A 12489-nucleotide genomic window follows, 5' to 3' on the forward strand; every position below is an offset into this window, starting at 1 on the left:
AAAACGGAATGCAGCCCGGACAGTCTAGCCGCCGGCATTTTCGAGCTGGCGGTGGACGGTGGTCGCGAGGCCCAGCAAGGCATCGCGCGCAAGCGCGCCCGCCAGAGCGTAGCCGAAGCCGCGATCGACCCAGTAGAAGCTCGGCACCGGGCCCTCGGTGGCGAAGCGGAAGGCGGTTTCGCCGGCCGCCGAGCCCGCCGCGCCATCGAGGCTGCCGACATACAGCGTCACACGCTCGCCGCCGGCGCCCTCGAACATGAACTGCGCCCGCGGCCCCTGGCTGCCCGGCAGCAGCCGGCCGCCGACCAGCGTGTAGCCCTGGGCCGACAGGTCGGGCAGTCTCAAGGGCCGGTCGAGCCGCCTGGACAGCCACTGCACCAGGTGCTGCTGCTCGGCCGCGGCGACTTCCACCGGATGCCGCTTCTCGGGCGCGTAGACCGCATGCGCGACCGCTGCCGCATGCACGAACTCCTGCGCGGCCGGCACGGCGCGCGCCAGACGCGCCGTGCTGCCGGTGGCGCGCAGCCACTGCGAATTGGCGATCCAGCCGGCGCCAAAGGCGATCAGCACGGCGGCCGCCATGGCACCCCAGCGCAGCCATGGGGCGTCGGCGCCGCGCGGCGCCGCCCCGGCGCCCGCCGCCGCCAGCAGGGCCGCGGGCACGGGCTCGTCGAGCACCTCGCGGTGCAGCTGGCGCAGGGCGTCGCGCTGGGCCAGCCAGGCGTGCGGATCGTCGTCGTCGAGGGGCGGAGGTGGGATGTTCATGGCGGGCGGCCGTTACTTGAGGCGGCGCAGGGCCGTACGGCCGGCGACCGGCGGCGCCTCGTCCATCAGGGCCTGCAGGCGGGTGCGCGCCCGCGACAGGCGCGACATGACGGTGCCGGCCGGGATGCCGAGGACCTTCGCCACCTGGGCGTACGACAGGTCTTCGAGCGCGACCAGCAGCAGCACCGCGCGCTGGTCCTCGGGCAGCAGCAGCAAGCAGCGCTGCAGGTCGATCGCCTGGTCGCGCTGGGCGTCGGCGGCGCGCAGTTCATGCGCGGCCTCGTCGATGTCGACCATGGCGCGCGGCGGCGCCCGCCGCAGCTGGCTGGCGAACTGGTTGTGCATGATCGTGAACAGCCAGGCCCGCAGGTCGGTGCCCAGGCTCCAGAGCCGCCATTTGCTGCAGGCGCGCTCCAGCGTGTCCTGCACCAGGTCGTCGGCCGCCCAGGCGTCGCCGGTCAGCGCGCGCGCGTAACGCCGCAGGCTCGGGATGTGGGGGACGAGGGCGCGTGGATCCATGGATGATGTACCTGATGCACGAACGCCAACGGGCCGCCGTTTATTCCACCGGCCGCGAAAAAAACTTTGTCGTCAACGGCTGCGGCTCTTCATGGCGCGCTCGACCTCGCGCTTGCCTTCGCGGTCCTTGATGGTGTCGCGCTTGTCGTGCTCGGCCTTGCCCTTGGCCAGGGCGATCTCGCACTTGACCTTGCCGGCCTTCCAGTGGAGGTTGAGCGGCACCAGCGTGTAGCCCTTCTGCTCGACCTTGCCGATCAGGCGGCGGATCTGCTCCTTGTGCAGCAGCAGCTTCTTGGTGCGCACCGAGTCCGGGTTGATGTGGGTCGAGGCCGACTTGAGCGGGTTGATCTGGCAGCCGATCACGTAGAGCTCGCCTTCGCGGATCACGACGTAGCCGTCGGTCAGCTGCACCTTGCCTTCGCGCAGCGACTTGACCTCCCAGCCTTCGAGCACCATGCCGGCCTCGAAGCGCTCTTCGAAGAAATAGTTGTACGCGGCCTTCTTGTTGTCGGCGATGCGGGAGGAGGGGTCTTGCTTCTTTTTGGTGGCCATGGTGTTTCAGGTGAGGGCTGCATGGCTTCAATACAATCCGTCGCGCACGCTGTGCCGATTCTATGAAAACAGTCCACAAGTCCGTTCTTATCTGGTACAGCGCCGAAGAGATGTACGCGCTCGTCACCGACGTGGCGAAGTATCCCGAGTTCCTGCCGTGGTGCGACCGCTCCAAGGTCATCGAGCAGAGCGAGCTCGGCATGACGGCCGAGGTCGGCCTCGCCTTCAGCGGCTTTCACCAGAGCTTCACCACCCGCAACACCCACGTACCGGGCCGCGAGGTGCACCTGAAGCTGGTCGACGGCCCGTTCTCCAACCTCGATGGCGTCTGGACCTTCACGCCGGTCGGCGAGGAGGGCGAACGCGCCTGCCGGGTCGAGCTCAACCTGAGCTACGGCTTCAGCAATTTCGCGCTGCAGGCGCTGGTCGGCCCGGTGTTCGACAAGATTGCCTCGAACCTGGTGGAGGCCTTCGTGAAGCGCGCCGAGCACGTCTACGGGGCCACCTGATGCCCCGGGTCACGGTGGCCTGTTCGCCGGCAGCGCGCGAGGTCTTCGAGCAGGTGCTCGACGTCGCGCCGGGTGCGACGGTGCGCGATGCCGTCATGGCCAGCGGATTGGCGCAGGCGCTGCCCGGTCTCGGCTGGGCCGCGTTGTCGCCGGGCATCTGGGGCCGCGCGGTGGCATGGGAGCAGGCCGTGCGCGACCTGGACCGGGTCGAGCTGTGCCGCCCGCTCACGGTCGATCCGAAGGTGGCGCGCCGCGAGCGTTTCCGCCAGCAGGGCGCGCGCGGCACGGGGCTCTTCGCGAACCGCCGCAAGGGCGGCAAGGCAGGGTACTGAACCGTCCGCCCACGGGCGGCGGTCGCTACTTGCAGTCGGAGGCGATGACGGCGTCGAGGCGCTTCTGCTCGCTGGCGCGCGCCTCGTCGTCCATGATGATGCGCTCGCCCTGGGCATTCACGCGGGCGACGCGGATGCCGCTGTCCATGGTCGCCTTGCCCTGGCGCGCCCGGCTGCAGTTCTCGGCCCTGGCCTGGGCGATCTTCTGCGCCTCGGCGGCCTGCTTGGCCTTCTCGGCTTCCTCGGCCTTGCGGGCCTTCTCCTCGAGTTCCTTGTCGACGCCGGCACCCTTGGCAGCGCCAGCGGGGGCAGGGGCAGGGCCGGCCGCCGGCGGTGCGGCCGGCGCGGTGTCGGTCGCCTCGCCTGCTGGCGACGGCGCGCTGAAGTTCAGCCGCTTGGGCGGCGCGTTGGGCCGGCGCAGGATGTTCTTGTCGGGGATGTCCGGCGGCGGCGCCTGGTCGCTGAAGACCTTCTTGTTGTCCTTGTCGAGCCACTGCCACTGGGCGTGCGCACCCAGGGGCAGCAGGAAAACGGACCCGATGAGGAGCAACTGCGCGAGCTTCATGCGCCAAGTTTAGCGCCGCCTTACGTTTTGCAACGTGCTTGCTGGCGTATTTGCAACGCTCGGGCGGCATTTGGCCGCACCGGGACCACCGCTCGCCGCCACGGCTTGTCCCTCCAACTGCCCGGACGCCGAGCCCTCGTTACAATCCATCTTTTGGAGCTTCACCCATGCGCCTTCTCGGCAAAGCGCTCACCTTCGACGACGTGTTGCTGGTGCCAGCGTTCTCCCAGGTCCTGCCCAAGGACACCTCCCTCGCCACCCGGCTCTCCCGCAACATCACGCTCAATCTGCCGCTGGTTTCAGCCGCGATGGACACCGTGACCGAAGCCCGCCTCGCGATCGCCATCGCGCAGGAAGGCGGCATCGGCATCGTTCACAAGAACCTGACCCCCGCCGAACAGGCCGCCCAGGTGGCCAAGGTGAAGCGCTACGAATCGGGCGTGCTGCGCGATCCGGTGGTGATCACGCCGACGCACACGGTGCGCCAGGTGATGGCGCTGTCGGATCAGCTCGGCATCTCGGGCTTCCCGGTCTGCGACGCCGGCAAGGTGGTCGGCATCGTCACCGGCCGCGACCTGCGTTTCGAGAGCCGCTACGACGTGCCGGTCAGCGAGATCATGACGCAGCGCGACAGGCTCATCACGGTGCCCGACGGCACCACGCTGGCCGATGCCAAGGCGCTGCTCAACAAGTACAAGCTCGAACGCCTGCTGGTGATCAACGAGGCCTGGGAGCTCAAGGGCCTGATCACGGTGAAGGACATCACCAAGCAGACCAGCTTCCCGAACGCGGCGCGCGACTCCAGCGGCCGCCTGCGCGTAGGCGCTGCGGTGGGCGTGGGCGAAGGCACCGAGGAGCGCGTCGAGGCGCTGGTGAAGGCCGGCGTCGACGCCATCGTGGTCGACACCGCGCACGGCCACAGCGCCGGCGTGATCGAGCGCGTGCGCTGGGTCAAGCAGAACTATCCGCAGGTCGACGTGATCGGCGGCAACATCGCCACCGGCGACGCCGCCCGGGCACTGGCCGACGCCGGCGCCGACGCGGTCAAGGTCGGCATCGGCCCCGGCTCGATCTGCACCACCCGCATCGTGGCCGGCGTGGGCGTGCCGCAGATCATGGCGATCGACAACGTCGCCACCGCGCTGCAGGGCACCGGCGTGCCGCTGATCGCCGATGGCGGCGTGCGCTATTCGGGCGACATCGCGAAGGCGATCGCGGCCGGCGCCAGCACCGTGATGATGGGCGGCATGTTCGCCGGCACCGAAGAGGCGCCGGGCGAGATCGTGCTGTTCCAGGGCCGCAGCTACAAGAGCTACCGCGGCATGGGCTCGATCGGCGCGATGCAGCAGGGCAGCGCCGACCGCTACTTCCAGGAATCGACCACCGGCAACCCGAACGCCGACAAGCTGGTGCCCGAAGGCATCGAAGGCCGCGTGCCCTACAAGGGCTCGATGGTCTCGATCGTCTACCAGATGTCCGGCGGGCTGCGCGCCAGCATGGGCTACTGCGGCTGCGCCACGATCGACGACATGAAGAACAAGGCCGAGTTCGTCGAGATCACCACGGCCGGCATCCGCGAGAGCCACGTGCACGACGTGCAGATCACCAAGGAAGCGCCGAACTACAGGGCCGAGTAAGCCTGATCTGGCCAGAGTTTGAGATTCAGGCCAGACTGGCGTTAGAATTTGGGCCAGATCACTATTTTCTGGCCCAAATGCAATCCCTCGGCATCGCTGAAGCCAAGAACAACTTCTCGGCCCTGATCGACCTGGTCGAGAAGGGCGAGGAAGTGCGCATCACGCGCCACGGCAAGGAAGTCGTGCGCATGCTGCCGGTACGCCGCAAGCCGGTCATCACCGACGAGCAGATCGCCCGTGAACTGGGCCAGATCGATGCGCTGCACGCCACCATCCGGCCGGGTTCCGACGCGCGCGCCTTGCGCGACGAAGGGCGCGCGGCATGACCGCCTTCGTGATGGACGCCTCGGTCACGGCGGCCTGGCTGCTGCCCGACCAGGCCAGCGAGCACACCCGCAAGCTCTACGCCGCGATCCGCCGCGACGAGGTCGAGCCGCAGGCACCCAACGCCTGGCAGTGGGAGTGCGCCAACATCCTGGCCAACGGCGTGCGCAGCGGGCGCATTCCGTCGGCGGCGGTCGAAGGGCTGTGGAGCGTGCTCGATGCCATCCGGCATCGGGTCGAGCTGCACGAGCTGGCGCCGGCCCAGCACAAGGCCGTGCTGGCCGTGGCCATCGACGCCGGTGTCTCGCAGTACGACGCGGGCTATCTCTGGCTGGCCCGCTCGCTCGACCTTCCCCTCGCCACCTTCGACCCGCAGCTCATCCGGGCGGCGCCGCAAGCGGGTGTCCGCCTCTTCGACATTTCAACGCTCTGAGTCTTCGCCATGCAACACGACAAGATCCTCATCCTCGACTTCGGCTCGCAAGTCACCCAGCTGATCGCGCGCCGCGTGCGCGAGGCGAACGTGTTTTCCGAGGTCCACCCCTGCGACGTCAGCGACGACTGGGTGCGGGAGTTCGCCAAGGACGGCACGCTCAAGGGCGTGATCCTTTCGGGCAGCCACGCCAGCGTCTATGAAGACACCACCGACAAGGCGCCGCAGGCGGTGTTCGAGCTCGGCGTGCCCGTGCTCGGCATCTGCTACGGCATGCAGACCATGGCGCACCAGCTGGGCGGCAAGGTCGAGGGCGGCCACAAGCGCGAGTTCGGCTTCGCGGCAGTGCGCGCGCGCGGCCACACCGAGCTGCTGCGCGACATCGCCGACTTCACGACGGACGAGGGGCACGGCATGCTCAACGTCTGGATGAGCCACGGCGACAAGGTCACCGAACTGCCGCCGGGCTTCAAGCTGATGGCCTCGACCGAGAGCTGCCCGATCGCCGGCATGGCCGACGAGGCGCGGCACTTCTATGCGGTGCAGTTCCACCCCGAGGTCACGCACACGCAGCAGGGCCAGGCGATCCTCGAGCGCTTCGTGGTCGACATCTGCGCGGCGCGGCGCGACTGGGTGATGCGCGACCACATCGCCGAGGCGGTGGAGGCGATCCGCCAGCAGGTGGGCGACGAGGAGGTGATCCTCGGCCTCTCGGGCGGCGTCGATTCGTCGGTGGCCGCGGCGCTGATCCATCGCGCCATCGGCGACCAGCTGACCTGCGTCTTCGTCGACCACGGCCTGCTGCGCTTGAACGAGGGCGACATGGTGATGGACATGTTCGTCGGCCAGTTGCATGCCAAGGTGATCCGTGTCGATGCCAGCGAGCTGTTCCTCGGCAAGCTGGCCGGCGTGAGCGATCCCGAAGCCAAGCGCAAGATCATCGGCGGCGAGTTCGTCACGGTGTTCAAGCAGGAGGCGGCAAAGCTCACCAGCGCGGGCGCGAAGGGCGCCAAGTGGCTGGCCCAGGGCACGATCTATCCGGACGTGATCGAGTCGGGCGGCGCCAAGAGCAAGAAGGCCGTGACGATCAAGAGCCATCACAACGTCGGCGGCCTGCCCGAGCAACTGGGCCTGAAGCTGCTGGAGCCGCTGCGCGACCTGTTCAAGGACGAGGTCCGCGAGCTCGGCGTGGCGCTCGGCCTGCCGCACGGCATGGTGTACCGCCATCCGTTCCCGGGCCCGGGCCTGGGCGTGCGCATCCTCGGCGAGATCAAGAAGGAATACGCCGACCTGCTGCGCCGCGCCGACGCGATCTTCATCGAGGAACTGCACAACTTCATCGACCCGGCGAGCGGCAAGACCTGGTACGACCTCACGAGCCAGGCCTTCACGGTGTTCCTGCCGGTCAAGAGCGTCGGCGTGATGGGCGACGGCCGCACCTACGACTACGTGGTGGCGCTGCGCGCGGTGCAGACCAGCGACTTCATGACCGCCGACTGGGCCGAGCTGCCCTATGCGCTGCTGAAGAAGGTGTCGGGGCGGATCATCAACGAGGTGCGCGGGATCAACCGCGTGACCTACGACGTGAGCAGCAAGCCGCCGGCGACGATCGAGTGGGAGTGAAAACCCGCGGTCGACGAGCAACGCGAGGTTCGTTGATGGCGTGAAAAGATCACTCTGAGTGATCTTTTTAGATTCTTGTCAAACTGATCGGCCTTGGCAACCTGCCGGAGCAGTCGGTGGCGCCTGTGGCCTGGAAGGCCCGCGAGTTCGTCCTGATCCAGAGCTTCGTCGGCCAGGGTCGGCATGTGCCGCTCGGGCGCTGGCCCTTGCACGGCTGATCGCCGGGTGCCTCAGCACTCCACGACGTTGACCGCCAGGCCCCCCAGCGAAGTCTCCTTGTACTTCGACTTCATGTCCTCGCCGGTCTGCATCATGGTCCTGATGACGGCGTCGAGCGACACGTAGTGGCTGCCGTCGCCGCGCAGCGCCAGGCGCGCGGCGTTGATGGCCTTGACCGCGCCCATGGCGTTGCGTTCGATGCACGGAATCTGCACCAGCCCGCCCACCGGATCGCAGGTCAGGCCCAGGTTGTGCTCCATGCCGATCTCGGCCGCATTCTCGACCTGCGCCGGCGTGCCGCCGAGCACGGCCGCCAGCGCCCCGGCGGCCATCGAGCAAGCGACACCGACCTCGCCCTGGCAGCCCACCTCGGCACCCGAGATCGACGCGTTGGCCTTGTAGAGCATGCCGATGGCGGCTGCGGTGAGCAGGAAGTCGACCACGCCGTCTTCCGAGGCGCCGGGGCAGAACTTCTGGTAGTAGTGCAGCACTGCCGGGATGACGCCCGCCGCGCCGTTGGTCGGCGCCGTGACCACGCGGCCGCCGGCGGCGTTTTCCTCGTTGACCGCCATCGCGAAGGCATTGACCCAGTCCATCGCTGCCAGCGGGTCGGCGCCAGCGGCGCCGGCATCGCGCGCCAACAGCTCCCGGTGCAGCTGCGGGGCACGGCGGCGGATGTTGAGGTTGCCGGGCAGGCGCTCGGAAGCGCTGGCGTTGTCGATGCCGAGGCCGCGGCGCACGCACTGCTGCATGACGTCCCAGATGCGCAGGACACCGGCTCGGACCTCGCCCGGGGCGCGCCAGGCGCCTTCGTTGTCCAGCATGAGCCGCGCCACGGTCAGGCCCTGCTGGCTGGCGCGCGAGATGAGTTCGTCACCGGTTCGGAAGGGATGGGGCCACGCCAGGCCGGCGGAGGCATCGGAAGGCGCCGCGGCGGCGCCGCCTTCGACCACGAAGCCGCCGCCGACCGAGAAGTAGCAGCGGTCGGCCAGCACCGCGCCCGCGGCGTCGAGCGCGACCATCCGCATGCCGTTGGGATGCTCGGCCAGCGATTCGTGGCCGACGAATTCAATGTCGCGGCCCGGTTCGAAGTCGATCAAATGGCGGCCGAGCAGGGCCAGCTGGCCGCTGCGGCGCAGCGCATCGAGGCGCGGCCGGACGGTGGCCGGGTCGACCGTGTCCGGCGCCTCGCCCATCAATCCGAGCATCGCGCCCACGTCCGTCGCATGGCCGTGCCCGGTCGCACCGAGCGAGCCGTAGAGCCGCACGCGCACGCCGGCCGTCGCCGCCAGCAAGCCTTCGGCGTCGAGCGCCCGCGCGAACATCAGCGCCGCCCGCATCGGCCCGACGGTGTGCGAACTCGACGGACCGATGCCGACCTTGAAGATGTCGAAGACGGACAGCATCAGCGCACTATGCGACCGAAAGCTGTTGCTTGACCAGTGCCACCCAGTAGGCTGCGCCGAGCGGCAGGATCCGGTCGTTGAAGTCGTAGTAGGGGTTGTGGATCGGCGGGTCGTTCGGCCCTTCGCCGGCGCCGATGCCGATGTAGGCGCCGGGCCGCTTCTGCAGCATGAAGGCGAAGTCTTCCGAACCCATCGCCGGCTTGATGTCGGTGTGGACCTGCGCCTCGCCGACCAGGCTGGCGGCGGCGGCCGCGGCGGCCGCGGTCTCGGCGGCCGTGTTGACCACGCCGGGGTAGCCGCGCATGTACTTGAGCGCCACCTCGGCGCCGTGGGTCTGGGCCATGCCGGCGCAGATCTGCCCCATGGCGGCCTCCAGCCGGTCCTGGATCGCGGCGTCGAGCGTGCGCGCCGTGCCGCGCAGCACCACGCTCTCGGGCACCACGTTCCAGGTGTCGCCGCCATGGATCTGGGTCACGCTGACCACCGCCGAATCGGTGGCGGCGACGCGCCGGCTCACGATGGTCTGCAGGGCATTGACCAGCTGCGCCGAGATCATCACCGGGTCGATGCCGGTCTCGGGCATCGCGCCGTGGCACCCCTTGCCGGTGATCACGATCTCGAAGGTGTCGAGGAAGGCGGTCATGGTGCCGGTGCGGATGCCGAACTGGCCGCGTGGCATGCCGGGAAAGTTGTGCATGCCGTAGACCGCGTCGGCCGGGAACTGCTCGAACAGGCCTTCGTCGACCATGCGGCGGCCGCCGCCTTCATTCTCCTCGGCCGGCTGGAAGACGAAGTGCACCGTGCCCTTGAAGGGCTTGTGGCGCGCCAGGTGGTCGGCCGCGCCGAGCAGCATCGCGGTGTGGCCGTCGTGGCCGCAGCCGTGCATCTTGCCCACGCAGGTGGACTTGTGGGCGCGCTCGCCGAGCTCGGTCATGTTCAGGGCGTCGAGGTCGGCGCGCAGCGCGATGCTCGGGCCCTCGCCGTTCGTCAGCGTGCCCACCACGCCGGTGCCGGCGAGGCCGCGGTGCACCGGGATGCCCATCAGCATCAGGGCATTGGCGACCACGTTCGCGGTGCGGTGCTCCTCGAAGGCGGTCTCGGGGTTGGCATGGATGTCGTGGCGCCAGGCCAGCATGCGTTGGCGCGTGTCTTCGGCAATCTCGGGTTCGCGGTACATGGGCGATTCGTCTCGGTGGGGTCAGTGGAAGAATTCGGCGATCAGCGTGGCGCCGAGGAAGGTGCCGGCGGTGGCGGTCAGCGAGACCACCACGATGCGCCAGCCGAGCAGGCGGAACATCGGCAGGTCCTTGGCGACCGAAAAGCCGGCCAGCGCCAGCACCGGCGTGGTGAAGGCGAGGAAGTTGAGCTTGGCCGTGACCGCGATCAGCGCATCCGAAAACGGCAGCAGGCCCGGAATGCCGGCCACCGTCGCCACCAGCGAGAGCACCAGCACCATCGGCATCTTCGGCAGCAGGCGCTTGACCAGCCCGACCACCGCCACCACGGCGATGACGGCGAGCATGCCGACCAGCGAGTCCAGCAGCGGCACCTTGAACGACAGCAGGTTGCCGATCATCACGCCGCCGGCCATCACGATCCAGGCGACCAGGGTGTCGGCCAAGCGCATCTCGGGGGCGGCGACGCCGGCCATTCGCACCCGCAGCCGATCCAGGCGCTGGTGCTCGAGAGCCATCCGCTGGCGCGGCTGGGCCGGCCGCTGCGGCTGGCCGATCTGGTGCCCTACCCGGGGGCGACCCTGCAGCGCAGCTTCGGGGTGCGCCAGCACATCGAGGCGGCCGAGATCGGCGAGGGCGTGCGGCTGCCGACCCTGCTGACGACCAGTTCGTTCAGCGCGCTGGGCTACTTCGTGGTCGCCGGCCTGGGCTATGCGCTGAGCACCCGCATGTCGCTGCCGCCGCACCTCGACTCGGCCGCGGTGCTCGAACTGCCGATGCGCAATCCGCTGCTGCACCAGGGCCGCTCGCACGTGATCTCGCGCCACGGCCGGATGCTGGCGCCGGCCGCCACCGAACTGCTGCGGCTGATCGTGGACGACATGGCCCGCACCATGGGCGCGGCCAGCCGCGAAGCGCCGCCCGATCAGGGCTCGGGCACGTACTTGTTGCCGGCCGCCTTGTAGCGGCCGATCGCCGCCTGCAGGTCTTCGAGTTCCTCGCAGGGCACGGTGCAGATCTTCGTCAGCCTGGCTTGCCGCTCCTCGGCCCGCGGCAGGTCGCCCAGGATCAGGAACAGCTCGCCCGAGTATTCGAGCGCCCCGCGGTGCATCGGGTCGATGCGCAGGGCGGCGTCGTAATAGCGGCCGGCCGCCGCATAGTCGGGGTTCGGGCCCTTGCGCACGCTGTAGCCCATGAGGTTGTTCCAGTCGGCGCTGCGGGTGTCCTTGACGCGCTCGAGTTCGGCGATGGCCGCCGGCCAGTTCTTGGCGGCGATCTGCGAGCGGGCGGCGGCCAGCTGCAGCGCCGGCGGCGCCGAGACGGTGTCGGCCGCCTGCGCGGCCTGGATGGCCAGTGCGGCCAGCACCGCACCGAAGGCAAGTTGCTTGTTCATGGTGCGCTCACTCCTTCGACTTGTGCTTTTTCGGCTTGTCCGGCGCCGGTTCGCCGGCGCCGTCGAGCACCAGCCGGCTCGGGTCCAGCTGGCGCTTCTGCAGGTCGTGCAGCAGGCCCGCGTCGCTGAGGTCGATCTTGTGCGAGGAGGCCCAGTCGCGCTGGGCGGTCTGCGCCAGCCGCTGCACGGTGCCGTCGTGGTCGGTCTCGATCGCCAGCTCGCGCCGGCCGTCGAAGCTGCCCGGCGCCAGGTTGATCGAGCCGACGATGGCGCGCCGGCCGTCGGCCAGCATCATCTTCGCGTGCAGCTTCAGGTGCTTCATGGTGTGCACCTTGGCGCCGACGTCCTGCAGGATCCGCAGCCCTCCCACGCCCTCGATCAGCTTCTCGGCCTTGAGCGAATGCGGCGGCTTGGTCAGGATGTGGACCTTCACGCCCCGGGTCGCCGCGCGCACCAGCCGCTCGATGATCACCATGTCCTGGTAGCGCTCGTTCTGCACCCAGAGCGAGTCCTGGGCGCCGTCGATGAACGCGGCGACGCGCTGGCGGCCGTTGTCGGGGCACCAGATCAGGCGCGACTCGGGATGCGGCATGAAGTCCTCGTGCGCCCAGTCGGCGTCGAAGCAGTCCACCATCTCGCGGGTCTCGAGGTCGTGCGTCGTGACCACCGCGTAGTCGCGCGTCTCGGTCAGGTCCTTGGGCTCCCAGTTGAGCGATTCCACGAAGCCGACCTGGTTGTCGATCACCATCGACTTCTGGTGCGTCAGGTCGAACTTGGGGTTGCTGTCGCGCACCTCGATGCCCGCATCCACGAGCGCCTTGCGGGCGGCTTCGTTCTCGGTCTCGCCGGTTCGCCGCGCCGGGTTCAGCATCACGCGCACCTTGACGCCGCGCTGCTTGGCGGCGATGACCGCGCCGATCAGGGTCTCGTCGGTGAACAGGAACATCCGGATGTTCAACGCCAGCTTGGCCGCGTTGATCGCGTCCAGGATCGGCTTGGCGGTGTCGTCGGGCAGAACGATCAGTCGGTGGGACATG

At 69.1% G+C, this 12489-nt stretch carries 16 protein-coding genes; 7 read left to right on the plus strand and 9 right to left on the minus strand.

The window, feature by feature from the left end; all coding sequences use genetic code 11:
- Positions 1 to 24: 24 nt before the first annotated feature.
- The 3 genes from QTI33_RS03965 to smpB all read right to left on the minus strand — a co-directional run bounded on the left by QTI33_RS03965 (position 25) and on the right by smpB (position 1836).
- A complete protein-coding gene (locus tag QTI33_RS03965; protein WP_286504452.1) occupies positions 25 to 765 on the minus strand; it encodes an anti-sigma factor family protein in 741 nt (246 codons plus the stop codon).
- 12 nt (positions 766 to 777) lie between these two features.
- On the minus strand, positions 778 to 1284 hold the full coding sequence (locus QTI33_RS03970) for an RNA polymerase sigma factor (RefSeq protein ID WP_286504453.1): 507 nt from the start codon (positions 1282 to 1284) through the stop codon (positions 778 to 780).
- Positions 1285 to 1356: 72 nt separating this feature from the next.
- Positions 1357 to 1836 (minus strand): SsrA-binding protein SmpB, encoded by a 480-nt coding sequence (smpB, locus tag QTI33_RS03975; protein ID WP_286504454.1) that lies wholly within the window; start codon positions 1834 to 1836, stop codon positions 1357 to 1359.
- A 62-nt stretch (positions 1837 to 1898) separates the two neighbouring features.
- Here smpB and QTI33_RS03980 point away from each other — a divergent pair, with 62 nt between their 5' ends.
- The gene (locus QTI33_RS03980) at positions 1899 to 2345 is read left to right on the plus strand and encodes a type II toxin-antitoxin system RatA family toxin (RefSeq protein ID WP_286504455.1); all 447 of its coding nucleotides are present in this window, start codon (positions 1899 to 1901) and stop codon (positions 2343 to 2345) included.
- Positions 2345 to 2677: an RnfH family protein gene (locus QTI33_RS03985; protein ID WP_286504456.1), complete on the plus strand. Its 333-nt coding sequence runs from the start codon at positions 2345 to 2347 to the stop codon at positions 2675 to 2677. The genes QTI33_RS03980 and QTI33_RS03985 overlap by 1 nt, the downstream gene beginning before the upstream one ends.
- Before the next feature lie 25 nt (positions 2678 to 2702).
- Here the strand turns inward: QTI33_RS03985 and QTI33_RS03990 are convergent, their stop codons facing one another.
- Positions 2703 to 3242 (minus strand): DUF4124 domain-containing protein, encoded by a 540-nt coding sequence (locus tag QTI33_RS03990; protein WP_286504457.1) that lies wholly within the window; start codon positions 3240 to 3242, stop codon positions 2703 to 2705.
- A gap of 167 nt (positions 3243 to 3409) precedes the next feature.
- Here QTI33_RS03990 and guaB point away from each other — a divergent pair, with 167 nt between their 5' ends.
- From guaB to guaA, 4 genes are all read left to right on the plus strand, one after another.
- On the plus strand, positions 3410 to 4879 hold the full coding sequence (gene guaB, locus QTI33_RS03995) for an IMP dehydrogenase (RefSeq protein ID WP_286504458.1): 1470 nt from the start codon (positions 3410 to 3412) through the stop codon (positions 4877 to 4879).
- Between the two features lie 77 nt (positions 4880 to 4956).
- Positions 4957 to 5205, plus strand: coding sequence for a type II toxin-antitoxin system Phd/YefM family antitoxin (locus QTI33_RS04000; protein ID WP_286504459.1), 249 nt, complete (start codon positions 4957 to 4959; stop codon positions 5203 to 5205).
- Entirely contained in the window at positions 5202 to 5636 is a 435-nt protein-coding gene (locus tag QTI33_RS04005) for a type II toxin-antitoxin system VapC family toxin (protein WP_286504460.1), read from the plus strand. Before QTI33_RS04000 ends, QTI33_RS04005 begins: the two co-directional genes overlap by 4 nt.
- A 9-nt stretch (positions 5637 to 5645) precedes the next feature.
- Positions 5646 to 7259 (plus strand): glutamine-hydrolyzing GMP synthase, encoded by a 1614-nt coding sequence (gene guaA / locus QTI33_RS04010; RefSeq protein WP_286504461.1) that lies wholly within the window; start codon positions 5646 to 5648, stop codon positions 7257 to 7259.
- A 230-nt stretch (positions 7260 to 7489) separates the two neighbouring features.
- Here the strand turns inward: guaA and QTI33_RS04015 are convergent, their stop codons facing one another.
- The 3 genes from QTI33_RS04015 to QTI33_RS04025 are packed head-to-tail and all read right to left on the minus strand — an operon-like array spanning position 7490 to position 10577.
- Entirely contained in the window at positions 7490 to 8887 is a 1398-nt protein-coding gene (locus tag QTI33_RS04015; protein WP_286504544.1) for an L-serine ammonia-lyase, read from the minus strand.
- A gap of 4 nt (positions 8888 to 8891) precedes the next feature.
- Positions 8892 to 10061, minus strand: coding sequence for a M20 aminoacylase family protein (locus QTI33_RS04020; RefSeq protein ID WP_286504462.1), 1170 nt, complete (start codon positions 10059 to 10061; stop codon positions 8892 to 8894).
- A 21-nt stretch (positions 10062 to 10082) separates the two neighbouring features.
- Positions 10083 to 10577 (minus strand): hypothetical protein, encoded by a 495-nt coding sequence (locus tag QTI33_RS04025; RefSeq protein ID WP_286504463.1) that lies wholly within the window; start codon positions 10575 to 10577, stop codon positions 10083 to 10085.
- On the opposite strand from QTI33_RS04025, the gene QTI33_RS04030 reads away from it, so the two are divergent.
- On the plus strand, positions 10563 to 11024 hold the full coding sequence (locus QTI33_RS04030) for a LysR substrate-binding domain-containing protein (RefSeq protein WP_286504464.1): 462 nt from the start codon (positions 10563 to 10565) through the stop codon (positions 11022 to 11024). The genes QTI33_RS04025 and QTI33_RS04030 overlap by 15 nt on opposite strands.
- Here the strand turns inward: QTI33_RS04030 and QTI33_RS04035 are convergent.
- Together QTI33_RS04035 and QTI33_RS04040 are read right to left on the minus strand one after the other, a co-directional pair.
- A complete protein-coding gene (locus QTI33_RS04035; protein WP_286504465.1) occupies positions 10985 to 11452 on the minus strand; it encodes a tetratricopeptide repeat protein in 468 nt (155 codons plus the stop codon). The two genes, QTI33_RS04030 and QTI33_RS04035, sit on opposite strands and share 40 nt — an antisense overlap.
- A gap of 7 nt (positions 11453 to 11459) precedes the next feature.
- Positions 11460 to 12488, minus strand: coding sequence for a phospholipase D-like domain-containing protein (locus tag QTI33_RS04040; RefSeq protein ID WP_286504466.1), 1029 nt, complete (start codon positions 12486 to 12488; stop codon positions 11460 to 11462).
- Between the last annotated feature and the right edge of the window lies 1 nt (position 12489).

The organism is Variovorax davisae (assembly GCF_030316845.1).
Taxonomy (GTDB): Bacteria; Pseudomonadota; Gammaproteobacteria; order Burkholderiales; family Burkholderiaceae_C; genus Variovorax; species Variovorax davisae.

Coding starts and splice junctions, on each gene's coding strand:
- QTI33_RS04035 (WP_286504465.1), bottom strand. CDS start 11,452: ATGAACAAGCAACTTGCCTTCGGTGCGGTGCTGGCCGCACTGGCCATC.
- QTI33_RS03980 (WP_286504455.1), top strand. CDS start 1,899: ATGAAAACAGTCCACAAGTCCGTTCTTATCTGGTACAGCGCCGAAGAG.
- smpB (WP_286504454.1), bottom strand. CDS start 1,836: ATGGCCACCAAAAAGAAGCAAGACCCCTCCTCCCGCATCGCCGACAAC.
- QTI33_RS04025 (WP_286504463.1), bottom strand. CDS start 10,577: ATGGCTCTCGAGCACCAGCGCCTGGATCGGCTGCGGGTGCGAATGGCC.
- QTI33_RS03965 (WP_286504452.1), bottom strand. CDS start 765: ATGAACATCCCACCTCCGCCCCTCGACGACGACGATCCGCACGCCTGG.
- QTI33_RS04000 (WP_286504459.1), top strand. CDS start 4,957: ATGCAATCCCTCGGCATCGCTGAAGCCAAGAACAACTTCTCGGCCCTG.
- QTI33_RS04040 (WP_286504466.1), bottom strand. CDS start 12,488: ATGTCCCACCGACTGATCGTTCTGCCCGACGACACCGCCAAGCCGATC.
- QTI33_RS04020 (WP_286504462.1), bottom strand. CDS start 10,061: ATGTACCGCGAACCCGAGATTGCCGAAGACACGCGCCAACGCATGCTG.
- QTI33_RS03985 (WP_286504456.1), top strand. CDS start 2,345: ATGCCCCGGGTCACGGTGGCCTGTTCGCCGGCAGCGCGCGAGGTCTTC.
- QTI33_RS03990 (WP_286504457.1), bottom strand. CDS start 3,242: ATGAAGCTCGCGCAGTTGCTCCTCATCGGGTCCGTTTTCCTGCTGCCC.
- guaA (WP_286504461.1), top strand. CDS start 5,646: ATGCAACACGACAAGATCCTCATCCTCGACTTCGGCTCGCAAGTCACC.
- guaB (WP_286504458.1), top strand. CDS start 3,410: ATGCGCCTTCTCGGCAAAGCGCTCACCTTCGACGACGTGTTGCTGGTG.
- QTI33_RS04005 (WP_286504460.1), top strand. CDS start 5,202: ATGACCGCCTTCGTGATGGACGCCTCGGTCACGGCGGCCTGGCTGCTG.
- QTI33_RS03970 (WP_286504453.1), bottom strand. CDS start 1,284: ATGGATCCACGCGCCCTCGTCCCCCACATCCCGAGCCTGCGGCGTTAC.